Annotated in this window: 9 protein-coding genes; all 9 read right to left on the bottom strand. The window is 73.8% G+C overall.

Annotation, left to right across the window (positions count from 1 at the left end; all coding sequences use genetic code 11):
* Positions 1–91 precede the first annotated feature (91 nt).
* Positions 92–778, bottom strand: a complete 687-nt coding sequence (locus LJB74_RS09190) for a response regulator (RefSeq protein WP_259308247.1) — start codon at positions 776–778, stop codon at positions 92–94.
* Positions 775–3,393: a sensor histidine kinase KdpD gene (locus LJB74_RS09195; protein ID WP_259308248.1), complete on the bottom strand. Its 2,619-nt coding sequence runs from the start codon at positions 3,391–3,393 to the stop codon at positions 775–777. The genes LJB74_RS09190 and LJB74_RS09195 overlap by 4 nt, the downstream gene beginning before the upstream one ends.
* On the bottom strand, positions 3,390–4,079 hold the full coding sequence (gene kdpC / locus LJB74_RS09200) for a potassium-transporting ATPase subunit KdpC (protein WP_259308249.1): 690 nt from the start codon (positions 4,077–4,079) through the stop codon (positions 3,390–3,392). The genes LJB74_RS09195 and kdpC overlap by 4 nt, the downstream gene beginning before the upstream one ends.
* A 1-nt stretch (position 4,080) precedes the next feature.
* Positions 4,081–6,258 (bottom strand): potassium-transporting ATPase subunit KdpB, encoded by a 2,178-nt coding sequence (gene kdpB, locus LJB74_RS09205; protein ID WP_259308250.1) that lies wholly within the window; start codon positions 6,256–6,258, stop codon positions 4,081–4,083.
* Complete coding sequence (gene kdpA, locus LJB74_RS09210; RefSeq protein WP_259308251.1) at positions 6,255–7,919, bottom strand: potassium-transporting ATPase subunit KdpA; 1,665 nt, start codon at positions 7,917–7,919, stop codon at positions 6,255–6,257. Before kdpA ends, kdpB begins: the two co-directional genes overlap by 4 nt.
* The gene (gene kdpF / locus LJB74_RS09215) at positions 7,916–8,008 is read right to left on the bottom strand and encodes a K(+)-transporting ATPase subunit F (RefSeq protein ID WP_259308252.1); all 93 of its coding nucleotides are present in this window, start codon (positions 8,006–8,008) and stop codon (positions 7,916–7,918) included. The genes kdpA and kdpF overlap by 4 nt, the downstream gene beginning before the upstream one ends.
* Positions 8,005–8,148 (bottom strand): hypothetical protein, encoded by a 144-nt coding sequence (locus tag LJB74_RS09220; RefSeq protein WP_259308253.1) that lies wholly within the window; start codon positions 8,146–8,148, stop codon positions 8,005–8,007. Before LJB74_RS09220 ends, kdpF begins: the two co-directional genes overlap by 4 nt.
* Before the next feature lie 170 nt (positions 8,149–8,318).
* Positions 8,319–13,157, bottom strand: coding sequence for a DUF4157 domain-containing protein (locus tag LJB74_RS09225; protein ID WP_259308254.1), 4,839 nt, complete (start codon positions 13,155–13,157; stop codon positions 8,319–8,321).
* On the bottom strand, positions 13,154–15,097 hold the full coding sequence (locus LJB74_RS09230; RefSeq protein ID WP_259308255.1) for an ATP-binding protein: 1,944 nt from the start codon (positions 15,095–15,097) through the stop codon (positions 13,154–13,156). Before LJB74_RS09230 ends, LJB74_RS09225 begins: the two co-directional genes overlap by 4 nt.
* Between the last annotated feature and the right edge of the window lie 16 nt (positions 15,098–15,113).

Genomic DNA, 15,113 nt, shown 5'->3' on the forward strand with positions numbered 1-15,113 from the left:
GCTACCAGTGACATCGGGACCACGCCACCGTGACTTGAGGCAGTGGCTACCGAGCCGGTGGGCGCTCGTGCGCGCAGCCCTCGTCGACCGTTCATGAGGTCTCGAAGAGGTATCCCATCCCGGGCTTCGTGAGGAGGTGCCGGGGGTGGGACGGGTCGACCTCGAGCTTGCGGCGCAGCTGCGCCGCGTAGACCCGCAGGTAGGCGGTCTCGTTCGTGTAGCCGGGCCCCCAGACCTCCTGCAGCAGCTGCTGACGGCTCACGAGCCGACCCCGGTGACGCACCAGGACCTCGATCAGTGCCCATTCCGTCGGGCTCAGCCGCACGTCCTCGCCGCGCCTGAGGACCCGACGCCGCGCGAGGTCGATCGTCAGCTCCCCGGCCTCGACGACGGCCTCGGTCGCATCCGTCGGTGCTCCGCGCCGGGTCGCGGCACGCAGCCGGGCGAGCAGCTCGTCCATCGCGAAGGGCTTCGTGGCGTAGTCGTCGGCACCGGCGTCGAGGGCGTCGACCTTGTCCTCGCCCTGCTGGCGTGCGGAGAGGACGACGATCGGGACCTGGCTCCACCCACGGATGCCGGCGATGACGTCGAGCCCCGGGAGGTCCGGGAGCCCGAGGTCGAGCAGCACGACGCCGGGCCGCCAGCTCGCCGCGAGATCCAGGGCCTGCGCGCCGTCGAGCGCCGTGGCGACGTCCCAGCCGTGCGCGCGGAGGTTGATGGCCAGCGCGTGGACGAGGCCCTGCTCGTCGTCGACCACCAGGACGCGGGGCCGGGTCACGAGGCCACGTCCTGGCCGGCCTGGTCATCGACAGCCGACTCCGGGTCGGTCGGATCCGTGCCGGCACCGTGCTCGGCAGCGACGGCGTCGCCGGTCGGGACGGTGATCACGATCGTCAGCCCGCCGCCTGGGGTGTCCTCGGCCGCCACGGTCGCCCCGACCGCGGTCGCCAGACCCTGCGCCACGGCGAGCCCGAGGCCGAGACCGTCCGGGGACGAGTCGCCGAGGCGCTGGAACGGCTCGAACATGTGGTCCTTGGCGTCGTCGGGTATGCCGCGACCGGTGTCCACGACCCGCACGACGACCTCCGCGCCGACCGCCGCGGCGGACACCCGAACCGGTGAACCGGGTGGCGAGTGACGAACGGCGTTCGAGAGCACGTTGGCCAGCACGCGCTCGAGCAGCCCGGGGTCCGTGGTCACGAGCGGGAGCGTCTCCGGGACGTCGACGGCCACTGCGGCGCCCTCGAACCCCTCGGCGGCGAGCGGCACGATCTCGTCGAGGCTGACGTGCTGCAGCACCGGCCGCACGCTGCCGGTCTGCACGCGGGAGAGGTCGAGCAGGTTGTCGATCAGCCGCTCGAGCCGGGCGGCGGCCGTGCTGATCGTGCTGACGAGGATCTCGCTGTCCTCGGGTGCGAGCTCGACGTCGGCGGAGGACAGCCCGTCGACCGCGGTCCTGATCATCGCGAGCGGCGTGCGCAGGTCGTGCGAGACCGCCGCGAGCAGCGCGTTGCGGGTCGACTCGGCCTGCTGGAGAGCGCGCGCCTGGTCCGCCTGCGCACGCAGCCGGCGCTGCTCGAGCACCACGCCCGCCTGAGATGCGAACGCCTCGAGCACCCGGCGATCGCTCGCCGGGAGCACCCGGCCGCACAGCGCGAGCACGCGCTGCTCGTCGATCGGGACGACCGTCTGCGCGTCCTCCGGGTCCAGCACGGGGTGGTCGCCGGAGGTCGCCAGAGCTCTCCAGGGACCACGGTCGCCGGTGCGTTCCAGCAGGGACACGGCGGTGAGCGTGAAGGTCTCGCCCAACCGGTCGACGATCGCCTGGGCGGTGTCCTGCCCCGAGAGCACCGATCGGGAGACGGCCGCAAGGGCCGAGGCCTCCGCGCGCGCCCGGAACGCCTGCGCCGTGCGCTTGCCTGCGAGGTCGACCACCGAGGCGACCGCGATCGCCACGAGCAGGAAGACCGCGAGGGCCAGCGCGTTCTCCGGGTCGGCGATGGTGAACCGGCCGGTCGGCGGGGTGAAGAAGAAGTTCAGCGTGAGGAAGCCGACCACCGCGGCGACGATCGACGGCCACCGGCCGCCGACCAGGGCGACCGCGACGGTGAGGGCGAGGAACAGCGCGATGTCGCTCGGCAGCCCCAGCGTCTCCCGAAGCGCGTGGAGCACCGCGGTGAGGACGGCGGGACCGACGAGGCCGAGCAGCCAGCCTGAGGTGGTGCGCCGGCCCGAGAGCGGTGCGACCCGGGTGCGCGAGCGGCGACCGCCACGCGCACCCTCGTGCGTCATGAGGTGCACGTCGATGTTCTCCGCGAGCCGGGCGATCTCCACGCCGTAGCTCTCCGAGAGGGCCTCGCGCCACCTGCTGCGCCGGGACACCCCGACGACGATCATCGTGGCGTTGACCGCGCGGGCGACGTCCACGACGGCGGACGCGACGTCCTCGCCGACGACGGTGTCGAAAACGCCGCCGAGGGACTCGACCAGGGCGCGCTGCGCGGCGATCGCGGCCGGCGGCGCGCTGGGCAGACCGTCGGTGGCGAGCACGTGCACCGCGAGGAGCTCCGAGCCGGCCGCCCGCTGGGCGATCCGCGCCCCGCGCCGGATCAGCGTCTCGCCCTCGGGGCCGCCCGTGACCGCCACGACGATGCGCTCCCGGGCGGGCCAGGGCGTCTCGATCCGCTCGTCGCGGCGGTACGTCGTCAGGGCGTCGTCCACCCGGTCCGCGAGCCACAGCAGCGCGAGCTCACGCAGCGCCGTGAGGTTACCGATCCGGAAGTACGAGGACAGCGACGCGTCGATCTGCTCGGCGCGGTACACGTTCCCGTGCGCCAGCCGGCGACGCAACGCCTGCGGCGGCAGGTCGATGAGCTGGATCTGGTCGGCGTCCCGGACCACCCGGTCCGGGACCGTCTCGCGCTGGCGCACGCCCGTGATGCCGTGGACGTCGTCGTTGAGCGACTCGAGATGCTGGACGTTCACGGTGGTCACGATGTCGATCCCGGCGTCGAGCAGCTCCTCGACGTCCTGCCAGCGCTTCTCGTTCCGGGAGCCGGGGACGTTGGTGTGCGCGAGCTCGTCGATCATCGCGACGCGCGGGGCACGTCGGAGCACCGCGTCGACGTCCAGCTCGGTGAAGGGACGGCCCTGGTAGGTGAGCGTGCGGCGCGGCACCTGCTCGAGGCCCTCGAGCTGGGCGGCGGTGCCGGCGCGACCGTGCGTCTCGACGAGCCCGACCACCACGTCGGTGCCACGGTCCTGACGGCGGTGGGCCTCGTCGAGCATCGCGTAGGTCTTCCCGACCCCCGGCGCAGCACCGAAGTAGACGGTCAGCCTCCCGGACCGGGTGGCCGCCGACTCGGTCACCCCGATCCGGCCGTCGCTGCTCATGGGGCCGCCGTCGTCAGAGCCAGGTTGAGCGCGAGCACGTCGACCCGCGGCTCGCCCAGGATCCCGAACGTGCGGCCCTGCACGTGCTGCTCGACGAGGGCGGCGACCCGGGCGACCGGCAGTCCGCGAGCGGCGGCGACCCGCGCGACCTGCTCACGCGCGTACGCCGGCGAGATGTCGGGGTCGAGTCCCGACGCGGAAGCCGTGACGGCGTCCGGCGGGACCGTGCTCGGGTCGACCCCGTCCTCGGCCGCGACCCGCGCCCGGCGCTCCTGAACCGTCGCGAGGAGCGTGCGGCTGGTCGGCCCGAGGTTCGAGCCGCCCGAGGCGAGGGTGTCGTAGCCCTTCCCCGCAGCGGACGGCCGCGGGTGGAACCAGGTGGCCCCGGAGAACTCCTGCCCGATCAGCGCGGAGCCGATCGCCGGGCCGTGGGCGCTGCCGGCGGCCGACGTGACATGGCTCCCGTCGGCCGCGAGCAAGGACCCGTTCGCCTGCCACGGGAACGCGAGCTGTCCCACGCCGGTGACGGCCAACGGGTAGGCGATCCCGAGGAGGACGGTGAGCGCCAGCAGCACGCGCAGCCCGGCCCAGCTCTGGCGCGTGAAGGCGACGACGCCGGACCCGAGGGAGCGCGGCGCGCCACCCCGGACCGGGATCGGCGACGAGGTCAGGTCGGAGGTGGTCATGTCAGCCGATCCCGGGGAAGAGGGAGACGATCAGGTCGATGAGCTTGATGCCGAGGAACGGCGCGATCAAGCCGCCCAGCCCGTACACGAGCAGGTTGTACCGCAACATCACCGAGGCCGCTGCGGGGCGATAGCGCACCCCGCGCAGCGAGAGCGGGATCAACGCGACGATGATGAGGGCGTTGAAGATGACCGCGGAGAGGATCGCCGACTGCGGGCTCGACAGCCGCATGACGTTCAGCACCGAGAGCTGCGGGAACACGAGCACGAACATCGCCGGCAGGATCGCGAAGTACTTCGCGACGTCGTTGGCGATCGAGAACGTCGTCAAGGCACCGCGTGTGATGAGCAGCTGCTTACCGATCTGCACGATCTCGATGAGCTTGGTCGGGTTCGAGTCCAGATCGACCATGTTCCCGGCCTCCTTCGCGGCCGTGGTGCCGGTGTTCATCGCGACGCCGACGTCGGCCTGAGCCAGCGCCGGAGCGTCGTTGGTGCCGTCGCCGGCCATCGCGACCAGACGCCCACCGGCCTGCTCGCGCCGGATCAGGGCGAGCTTGTCCTCCGGTGTCGCCTCGGCGAGGACGTCGTCGACCCCGGCCTCGGCCGCGATCGCCCGCGCCGTGACCGCGTTGTCGCCCGTGACCATGACCGTCCGGATGCCCATCGCGCGCAGCTCCGCGAAGCGCTCGCACAGCCCCTGCTTGACGACGTCCTTGAGGTGGATCACCCCGAGCACCCGCGCCGGAGCCGTGCCGCGACGCTCGGCGACGACGAGCGGAGTGCCGCCCGACGAGCTGATCGCGTCGACGATCCGGGCCGCGTCGGGTCCGGTGTGGCCACCGGTCGAGTGCACCCAGGCGGTGACCGCGGCGGCAGCGCCCTTGCGGATGTGCCGCACGCCCTCGCCGCTCGTGCCGTCGAAGCCCACCGGGTCCGGCAGGTCCAACCCGCTCATCCGGGTGCGTGCCGTGAACTGGACGAGCTCGGCGCCGACGAGGTCGCCGGACTCCCGCGCACGCAGCCCGAACTGCTCCTTGACCAGGACGAGCACGCTGCGTCCCTCCGGTGTCTCGTCCGCCATCGAGGAGAGCTGCGCCGCGTCGGCGAGCTCCGCGTCGGCGACCCCCTCGATCGGGATGAGCTCGGCGGCCTGCCGGTTGCCGAGCGTGATCGTGCCGGTCTTGTCGAGCAGCAGCACGTCGACGTCCCCGGCGGCCTCGACCGCACGGCCGGACATCGCGAGCACGTTGCGCTGCACGAGCCGGTCCATGCCGGCGATCCCGATCGCCGAGAGCAGCGCGCCGATCGTCGTCGGGATCAGGCACACGAGCAGCGCGACGAGCACGATCAGCGACTGGCGCGAACCCGAGTAGATCGCGAACGGCTGCAGCGTCGCGACGGCGAGCAGGAAGATGATCGTCAGGGACGCGAGCAGCACGTTGAGGGCGATCTCGTTGGGGGTCTTCTGCCGCTCGCTGCCCTCGACCAGGGCGATCATCCGGTCGACGAAGGTGTGCCCGGCCGGCGCGGTGATGCGCACGACGATCCGGTCGGAGAGCACCACGGTGCCGCCCGTGACCGCCGACCGGTCGCCGCCGGACTCGCGGATGACCGGGGCGGACTCCCCGGTGATCGCGGACTCGTCGACGCTCGCGATCCCTTCGATCACGTCACCGTCGCCGGGGATCGTCTCCCCCGCCTCGACGACGACCACGTCGCCGACCTGCAACGACGAGGACGCGACCTCGGTCGTGGGAAGGTCGGCGCGCCCAGTCGTGTACTCGAGGGTGTCCTGCTGCGCGACGACCCGACGCGCCGTCGTCTGGGCCTGCGACGCACGCAGCCCGGCTGCCTGGGCCTTGCCGCGGCTCTCCGCGACGGACTCCGCGAGCGTCGCGAAGATCACCGTCGCCCAGAGCCACAGCGTGATCGAGACGGCGAACAGGCTCGGGTGGGCGATCGAGAGCGCCGTGCAGGCGACAGCGCCGACCTCGACGACGAACACGACCGGAGAGCCGACCAGCTCGCGCGGGTCGAGCTTGCGCAGGGCCGCCGGCAGGGCCGCGACCAGCTGACGGGAGCCGAGCGCCTGGCGTCCTGCGGCGCGCGGTCGCGAGTGCGCCGCGGTCTCGGGGTCGACCGACGGACCCGTGGGGTCCAGCAGGGTCGGGTTCATGACAACGCCTCCGCGATCGGGCCGAGAGCAAGGACGGGGATGTAGGTCAGGCCGACGACGACGAGCGCGACGGCGATCAGCAGCCCCGCGAACAGGGGTCGGTGGGTGGGGAGCGTGCCGGCACTGGGCGGGACCGTCCTCTGCGTCGCGAACCGCCCGGCGAGGGCCAGCACGAGCGCCATCGGGACGAACCTGCCGAGGAGCATCGCGAGCCCGAGCGCCGTGTCGTAGAACGGCGTCGAGACCGTGAGCCCGGCGAACGCGCTGCCGTTGTTGTTGCCCGCCGACGTGAAGGCGTACAGGACCTCGGACAGGCCGTGCGCCCCGGGGTTGAGGATCCCGGCCCGCCCGGCGTGCGTGGCGATCGCGACGGCCGTGCCGGTCAGCACGATCGCGGGCGTCGTGAGCACGTACAGCGCGACCAGGGTGATCTCCTGGCGGCCGATCTTCTTGCCCAGGTACTCGGGCGTGCGCCCGACCATGAGCCCGGCGATGAACACCGCCACGATCGCGAGCACGAGCATCCCGTACAGACCGGAGCCGACGCCGCCCGGGGAGATCTCCCCGAGCTGCATGTCGAAGATCGCGACCCCGCCCCCGGCCGCGGTCAGCGAGTCGTGCATCGAGTTGACCGCACCCGTCGACGTCGAGGTGGTCGCGGCGGCGAACAGCGCGCTCGCCGCGGTCCCGAAGCGGGTCTCCTTGCCCTCCATCGCGGCGCCCGCCGCGGCGGGCACGAGTCCCGGACCGGCGAGCTCCGCCCACGTCAGCAGGCCGACGGCGCCGGCCCACAGGGTGCCCATCACACCGGCGATCGCCCAGCCCTGGCGTCGGTCACCGACCATGATCCCGAACGTGCGCGGCAGGGAGAACGGGATCGCGAGCAGCAGGAAGATCTCCAGCAGGTCGCTCAGCGGCGTCGGGTTCTCGAACGGGTGCGCCGAGTTCGCGTTGAAGAAGCCGCCCCCGTTGGTACCGATCTCCTTGATGGCCTCCTGCGAGGCGACCGGGCCGCCGAGGACGTGCTGGCTCCCGCCCGCGAGGGTCGTGATCTCGGTGTGCGCGGACAGGTTCTGGATCACGCCCATGGCGATCAGCACGACGGCGACGACGACCGAGAGCGGCAGCAGGATCCGCACGACCGTCCGCACGAGGTCGGACCAGAAGTTGCCGACCCGCCCGTCGGCCCCCGAGCGCGCCAGGCCGCGGATCAGCGCAACGACGACGGCGATGCCGACGGCGGCGGACAGGAAGTTCTGCACCGCGAAGCCGGCCATCTGGAGCAGGTGACCGGCGGCGGTCTCACCCGAGTACCACTGCCAGTTCGTGTTCGTCACGAACGAGACCGCGGTGTTCCACGCCCCGGCCGGGTCCATCGCGGGAGCGCCGATCGACAACGGCAGGTGGCTCTGCAGGCGCTCCAGCCCGTAGAGGAGCAGCACGGAGACGAGCGAGAAGCCCAGCACCGATATCAGGTACATGCTCCAGCGCTGGTCGGCGCCCGGGTCGACCCGCAGCGCGCGGTACCCGGCGCGCTCCACACGCAGGTGGCGGGTCGACGTGAACACGCGCGCCATGTACCCGCCGAGCGGGACGTGCACCGCGGCCAGGGCGACCACGAGGACGAGGATCTGCGCGACGGCGATCCACGGAGTGCTCATCGCGTCTTGTCCGCTCGGATCAGGGCCCGGAACAGGTACACGAGCAGCGCGGCGGTGATCACGAGACCGGCCCAGTCCTCGCCGGTCATGATCGGTCCAGCTTGCGTGCGACCAGCGCGAGAGCGGCGAAGAACGCCACCGTCAGCGCCAGGAAGGCCAGGTCGGCCATGAGAGGAGCACCTCCGACGTCGGACGACCGCGGAGGACGTCCCACGGCCGGTACGCACACGCGCACCACTCTGTGGTAGCGCCCCGAGAGCGCGCCGAACGGTGGATTGTCGAAGTCCTAGCGGTCCACGACGGCATCTTCACGCGTCTCTGACACGGACCTTCCGTGTGGCCTCCACGCGCGTGGGTCGCCACCCCACGGACCTCGCGACCGGTGAGGCGGCTCCGGCCTCAGCGCACCGCGATCCGGTCGAGCAGCCGCGCGAGCACCTGCAGCTCCGCGGCGCTGAGTCGGTCCGTCCGGGAGCGGATCCGGGTGAGCTCGTTGATCCGGTTCACGACGGCGTTGAGCTGCTCCACCGCGGTCGGGTCGACGACCGACCCGGTCGCGATCCGCTGCTCGGCGCCCGCGAGAGCCTCGTCGAGCTCGACCAGCCGCTCACCGACGTCGCCCTCGGTCCGCGGCGACAGAGCGGCCCGCTCGGACAGGGCACCGAGCCGTGCGCGCGCCGCCTGGGCCGCCTCGAGCGGTGCCGTCAGCGGCGACACCGGGCGCGGGTCACGGGCGTCACCGCCACCGACGGCCTCCCGCAACGAGCGCGGGATGTCCACCGAGACGTCGCCCCCGGGCGGCCGTGACGCCGGCTGGTCCCGCAGCCGCGGCGCGCCATAGCGCTCCAGGCCGTCGGGGTGCACGTGCCACCCGGGCACCTCGACGTCGGCGTCGGTCAGACCGCCCCCGCGCATCCGCACCTCGAAGTCCGCGATCGGCGTCGTCCGGCCGCCCTCGATCGCGGCGACCGAGTACGAGCGTGAGAGGAGGTCGCCGCGCGGGCTCCGCAGCGTGCGCGTGGTGAACACGTAGTCGACGCCCGGTGGTGCGTTGTCCCGGAGGTTGCGCACCCAGGCCTCGATGCCGGCGTTCTCGATCACGAGGTTGAGGCGTGGCGGGCCGCCGGCGATCGAGTACGGCGCGTCGCCGCCCAGCCCAGGCGAGGTCGCTCCGTGCAGGCGCTGCGTGCCGGCGTCCACGTGGGCCTGGGAGCGGTCGCCCGCCGCGAACATCGCCTCCTCGCCGGCCGTGACGGACCGCGAGCCACTGATGCTCGGCCCGACGGGGTTCGAGTCGACGATCGCACCCGTCCGGGGGTCGATCCACACCCGGGAACCGTTCGGCAGGATCAGCACCTCGCCGGGCTGCAGGTCCGGGAACGACCAGTACTGCTCTCCGGCGTTGTCCATGAGCGGCCGGAGCTCCTCGGTCCGCACGACGCGTTGGCGCCAGCGCAGCGGCGTGTCACCGACCGGTGTCCCCGGCCGCGGGGACTCGACCGCGAGCGCGACGGCCCTCGGTCGGGCCCCGGGGTAGACGGCCCGCGCGCCTCGGCGCCACCCGCGCGGGAGCAGCCCGGAGAGTCGGCGTGCCGGTGCACCGCGCGTCTGGCTCAGGGCCCACTCGCGCGGGGTGAGCGGGTCCCGTCCCCCGGTGCGCCGCCGGTCCGCGTAGGCCTCCCACGCCTGCCGGAGGTCGGGGTACTCCGGCCGGAAGTGGCCGTCCGACGTCAGCAGGTCGTCGACGGACGTCGGTCGCGGTGGGGAGGGGGCCTCGGTGGTCGCCGCGGGGTGGGGTGCCGGCGGGACCTGGTCGGCGGTCGGGGTCGTGCCCTCGACCACGGGTGCGGGGGGCGTCCCGTCGGCCGGGTGGGTCTCGGCCGGGTGGGTCTCGAGCGCGCCGGGGGCGGCATCCCTCGGTCTCGGCGGAACCACATCGCTCGGTGGAGCCGTGTGCGCCGGGGGCACATCGGCCGGTGGTGCCGTGCGAGCCCCAGGCACGTCGGTCGGCGGAACGGCATGAGCCGGGGGCACGTCGGCCGGCGGTGCCACATGCGCAGGGGGCACATCGACGGGCGCCGCGGTGTCGGGCGGTGGGGCCCCCGTGCGCCGCGCGTCGTCGGCGCCGGGACCGTGCCCGCCGTACGCGTTCGTGATGAGGAGCGTCCCGGCCTGCATCCCGGCAGCGACGAGAGCGCCTCCGAGCGCCATCATCCGCCGGGACCGCCGCTCACCGTCCGACAGGCCGGGGGTCGCGTCGATCGCCCGGAGCTGCTCCTGCAGGCCGACGCCCAGGATGATGAACCCCGTGACGTTCTGCGCGACGTCGAAGCTGATCGCGGCGATCCGCCCGAGCCGGGTGACCTGCATCCCGGCCTCGGCACCGCGGGCGAGCGAGCTCACGCCGACGACGGCTCCCGCGATGTCCACGAAGTCCTGCAGCGTCTGCATGTCCCAGCGCAGCGTGCTCGCGTCGTAGCGCGTGTACATCCGCTCGGCGGCGCGCACCCCGGCAACGATGCCGACCGGCACGAGGATCGTCAGCGACGCACCGGCGGTGAACGGCGCCGCGGCGAGGGCCGCCACCGTGATGAGCGTCGTGGCGGAGTCGAGCGCCTCGTTGACGAGCGGGCCGAGGCTCGCCTCGATCCGGAACGACACCTGGCGGCCGCTCGGCAGCCGCATCGCGACGACGCCGCGCCCGTACCCGTTGCGGCTCTCGAGCAGGCTCGTCACGGCGTTCTGCACCGCCCTGTCGAGCGTCGGCCCGGCGGCCTCCTCGATGCCGGCGTTGGTCGTCGTGTGGTCGGACAGCACGGCGAACCGCGACCCGGCCGGCGCGGTCGCGGTCACCGTCACGGAGGTCTGCGCGCGGGTCTGCTCGGCGAACTCCATCGCGAGCGGAACGGTCTGGCCGTCGTCGGAGACGAAGCTGAGGCTGAGCTGCTGAGGCGTCGCCAGGGCGGGGTGGTCGGTGACCCGGCCGCGGTGGGTTCTCAGCAGCAGCCGGTTCTGCTCGACCTGCTGCTCGAGGGCGTCGCGCTGCGCCCGCAGGACGGCGGCCTGCGCCTCGGTCGGCACCGGCCCGGCGGAGCCGTCGAGCGTGGCGCGGATCTCGGCGAGCCGCGCCTCCATGTCGCGCTGGGTGGCCGCGAGCGCCGCCCACCGGTCGCTGCCGAGGCGGGGGTCGGCCTCGAGGTCGCGCACCATCGCGACCAGCGTCGGGTCCGCCCCCGGGCCGGTCAGCCCCTGGAGGGCGGCCAGGGCCTCGCGCCGGCTGCGGTCGGCTGTCTCGGAGGCGGCGAGCGACTCGGCGAGCGCGCGGTCGGCGAGCTCCTGCTGGGGCAGGGCGTACACGGGGATGTAGGCGACGCTCGGCGCGCGATGCACCTCGTCGGCGGCCTCGAAGACGGGGACGGCTGCCGCGCGGATGACCCACAGTCCCGGACCGGGGAGCTGGATCATGCGTTCGCGCACCCCTGCACCGTGCTCGAGCGTCACGACGTCCACGAGGGTTCGCACCGCCGTCGAGAGCGAGCGCAGCTCGAACAGGGCGAGCGCCTCGGGGGCCATCGTCACCGCAGCGGGACCGAGGGCGCCGGCGAGGCGTTCGACGTCCGCCCGGGCGTGGGCGAGGTCGCGTCCCAGGCGTGCCGCGAGGACGTCCGAGTGATGGGTCGCGTGCCGGTCCCGCATGGTCGACCCGGCATCGGTCCGCCCGGCCTCGATGTCGTGGATCGCCTCCGCGGTGCGCCCACCCTCGGGCCTCCAGCCCAGGACGTCCCAGCGGTAGGCGTAGCTGCCGAACGCGTCGAAGAGGTCGTGGAAGTCGACGCTGAACCGGTAGCGGTGCTCCGCGTGCGCCGGGACGATCCGCAGGTCGCCGGACGGAGCCGGGACCGCCTCCAGGTGGGCGGGGAACGGGCGGTCGGTGAACCGGCCCGGGTCCCGGATCAGCTCCTGGGTGTAGTCGTGCGCGGCGTCCACCGCGACCGTCGCCCGGCCGAGCCAGTTGTTCATGCGCCGCAGGAAGTCCGCACGTGCGGCGTGGTCCGTGAGCGCGGCGTCGTAGAGCGACGGGGCCGTCCAGTAGAACTGGATCGCGAGGATCCGGCCGTGCTCCTGGGTGCTGCCGCGGTCTCCCCCGAGGTCCCCCCACAGCACGGTCCAGGTGCCGGCGGTCTTCGCGGCGTCCCGGCTCTCGCGCGTCTCCGGGCCGGGCGGGACCCGGGTGAGGCGTCGGTCCCGACGCGTCGCCTCGAGCACGTCGAGCGGGTGCCGGAGCTGGGCGAGCAGCGCGTCGCGTCCACCGGCCGGTCGGGTGCCGGCCGGTGCGGCCTCCTCGGCCGCCACGGCGTCCGCGAGGACCTGGGTGTGCATGTCGAGCTGGGCCCGCCAGATCGCCGCGGTGTACCAGGGGTAGTCCTGGCGCAGGGTCGCGACGCCCTCGGCCTCCCAGGCGTCGGCGGCGACCCCGAGGTGGAGGATGCGGCGCTGGTCGGCCGTCAGGTCGATGCGGACCCCGAGCGCGTCGAGGAAAGCCGCGACATCCGCGAACGCGGCGGGCTTGATCGTGACCGGCGCGAACCGCTCACCCTCGGGGATCACCCGGGAGGCGTCGATCACCCCCTCGGTCGAGAGGCTCGGCGACGTCGCGATGCTGTCCAGCACCGAGTCGAGCTGCGCGTCGGTGGCGGTCGGGGCGATCCGGTGCAGCACGACCCGCAGGTAGGCACGCTGCGAGCTCTCGCCGGCGGGCATCGGACGGCCCGGGCTCGTGGCGGTCAGCCCGTGCAGGCTCACCGAGATCCAGACCGGTTCCTCCGGGGTCTCGGCGGTGGTGGGCGGGTCGTCACCACCGAACTGCGGCCGCACACCCGACGTCCGCTGCTGGACGACGTGGGTGACCTCGTGCGCGAGGAGGCGTCGTCCGGCGGGGACGTCGGGCCGGTAGGCCGAGGGGGTGAGGACGACGTCCTCGCCGACCGTGACCGCGAGCGCTCGTGCCTGGCGCAGACGGGCATCGGGGGCGGGGTCCGCGTGGATGCGCACCGTCGCGAGGTCGACGCCGAGGGACCTCTCGAGCGTGCTGCGGAACGGGCCGGGGAGCGGGGTCCCGGTCGGCGACGCCGCGGTTCTCGCGGCGGCGCCTCGGATCGCGGCCGGGCGCCCTGCCGCGACCCGCTCCGCGGACCCCGACGCCTGACGCTCGGCCCGGTCCGGCACGTGCCCGGTCATCGCCCCGCGACCGTCCGCCCGGACTTCGCGAGCTCCCAGCCGAGCGCCTCGCGCACGTGCGCCGTCGTGACGGCGCTCCCCTGGTCCGCGGCGAGGTACGCCGCCGTGAGCGCGGCCGCCGCGATCGTCCCGCCGGGCACGTCCACCTGCGCGAGTGCGTCGACGTCGACGTCGGACGTCGGGGTCCCGGCAGGGAACGCCGAGCGCCACAGCCGGGCCCGGGCGGCGGCGTCCGGGTACGGGAAGGTCACCACGGCGTGCAGCCGTCGCAGGAACGCCTGGTCGAGCGACCCGCGCGCGTTGGTGGTGAGGATCGCCAGCCCGCGGAACTGCTCCATGCGCTGCAGCAGGTACCCGACCTCGAGGTTCGCGTACCGGTCGTGACTGTCCTTGACCTCGGACCGCTTGCCGAACAGGGTGTCCGCCTCGTCGAACAGGAGCACCGCCGACCCGCTCTCGGCGGCATCGAACACCGCGCCGAGGTTCTTCTCGGTCTCGCCGATGTACTTGCTCATGACCTGGCTGAGGTCCACGTGCAGCAGGTCGAGCCGGAGCTCGTGCGCGATCACCTCCGCGGCGAACGTCTTCCCCGTGCCGGAGGCGCCGGCGAACAGGGACGTCGTCCCGGTGCCGCGCGTCGAGCGCTCGGCGAACCCCCACGTGTCCAGGACGACCGTGCGGTGGCGCACCGCGGAGACGAGTGCGCGCAGCTGGGCGACCTGGACGTCGGGCAGCACGAGGTCCGCCCAGGACGCGCGGGGGACGACGCGGCGCGCGACCCCGCCCGGGTCCACCTGGCTGCGGTCCCGGCACGCGTCCCACAGCTCGCGTCCGCGGGCGACGTCCGTGGCGGCCTCGGTCGCCTGCGCCACCGAGAGGTCGAACACCCCGACGACGTCCGGCACACCTGCGGTGTCGGCCCCGACGGCGCCGAGCGCCTGGGTCAGCAGCTCGGCACGGCCGACCAGGTCGAGGCGCGGCACCGTGACGACACCGCCGTACGGCGCCTCGACCACCTCCGTGGAGAGCACGGCGAGCCGCGCGAGACGCGCATCGACCTCGGCGCACGCCCGGGCGACCCGCGCCGTCGACTCGACGGGGAGACCGTCGAGCACGAGCATCCACGCACCGCCGTCGAGGATGGACTCTCGCGTGAGCAGCCGGACGACGTGCGCGACGTCGACCGGGTCCGTGGGCAGGTCCCCGCCTGCGACCTCGCGCAGCACGGCTCCGCTGCGGTGCGCCGCGGCGGAGACGACGGCGCGGCAGTCGTCGAGCCGGTCGCCCTGGACCGCGACCGTCCCCCGGTCCCAGCCGGCCACGACCAGGTCAGCGGCCCGGTCCAGCACGTGCGGGAGGACGACCGGCCACGGTGCCCGGCGGACCAGGTGCGTGAGCCGGTCGTCGAGGCTCCCTGCGCCGACGAGGTGGTGCAGGATCCGCTCACCCGCCTGCACCGGGCTGTGCGCGGGCGACCGCGGGTCGTCGAGCATGACGAGGTCCCAGTACCGCAGCGGGGCCGACGGGGTGAGGGCGCTCCAGTGCGCGTCCGGCAGCAGGCTGAGGGCGGCGCCGAGGGTCAGCAGCGGCGTCCCGGTGCGGGCCGCGAGCTCGGCGCCGACCTCCGAGACGAGCTCCTGCCCGGCGGCGAGCAGCAGGACCGCCCGCTCGAAGTCCGACAGCGCGAAGTCCGTCGCAACCGTGTCGAGGGTGCTCGGCGCGCCGAGTCGTTCGGCCGCGTCACGCGCGCGGGCCCGCGCCGGCACCGGGTCCTCACCCCGGACCAGGGCCCGTAGGACGGCGAGCTCGGCGAGCAGGGCATCCCGGTTCAGCGTCTCGTCGTCGACGACCGCCCGCGGGGCTCCCCGGTCCTGCGGCCCGACGCTGCTCGTGACGCCGGGTGTCGGCGCTCGCGCCGCGTCGCGCTCCACGATGCTCATCGCAGCCCTGTGCCCA

It is taken from the genome of Cellulomonas sp. P24 (assembly GCF_024704385.1).
Lineage (GTDB): Bacteria > Actinomycetota > Actinomycetes > Actinomycetales > Cellulomonadaceae > JAJDFX01.

Coding starts and splice junctions, on each gene's coding strand:
- kdpF (WP_259308252.1), bottom strand. CDS start 8,008: ATGACCGGCGAGGACTGGGCCGGTCTCGTGATCACCGCCGCGCTGCTC.
- kdpA (WP_259308251.1), bottom strand. CDS start 7,919: ATGAGCACTCCGTGGATCGCCGTCGCGCAGATCCTCGTCCTCGTGGTC.
- LJB74_RS09230 (WP_259308255.1), bottom strand. CDS start 15,097: ATGAGCATCGTGGAGCGCGACGCGGCGCGAGCGCCGACACCCGGCGTC.
- kdpB (WP_259308250.1), bottom strand. CDS start 6,258: ATGAACCCGACCCTGCTGGACCCCACGGGTCCGTCGGTCGACCCCGAG.
- LJB74_RS09195 (WP_259308248.1), bottom strand. CDS start 3,393: ATGAGCAGCGACGGCCGGATCGGGGTGACCGAGTCGGCGGCCACCCGG.
- kdpC (WP_259308249.1), bottom strand. CDS start 4,079: ATGACCACCTCCGACCTGACCTCGTCGCCGATCCCGGTCCGGGGTGGC.
- LJB74_RS09225 (WP_259308254.1), bottom strand. CDS start 13,157: ATGACCGGGCACGTGCCGGACCGGGCCGAGCGTCAGGCGTCGGGGTCC.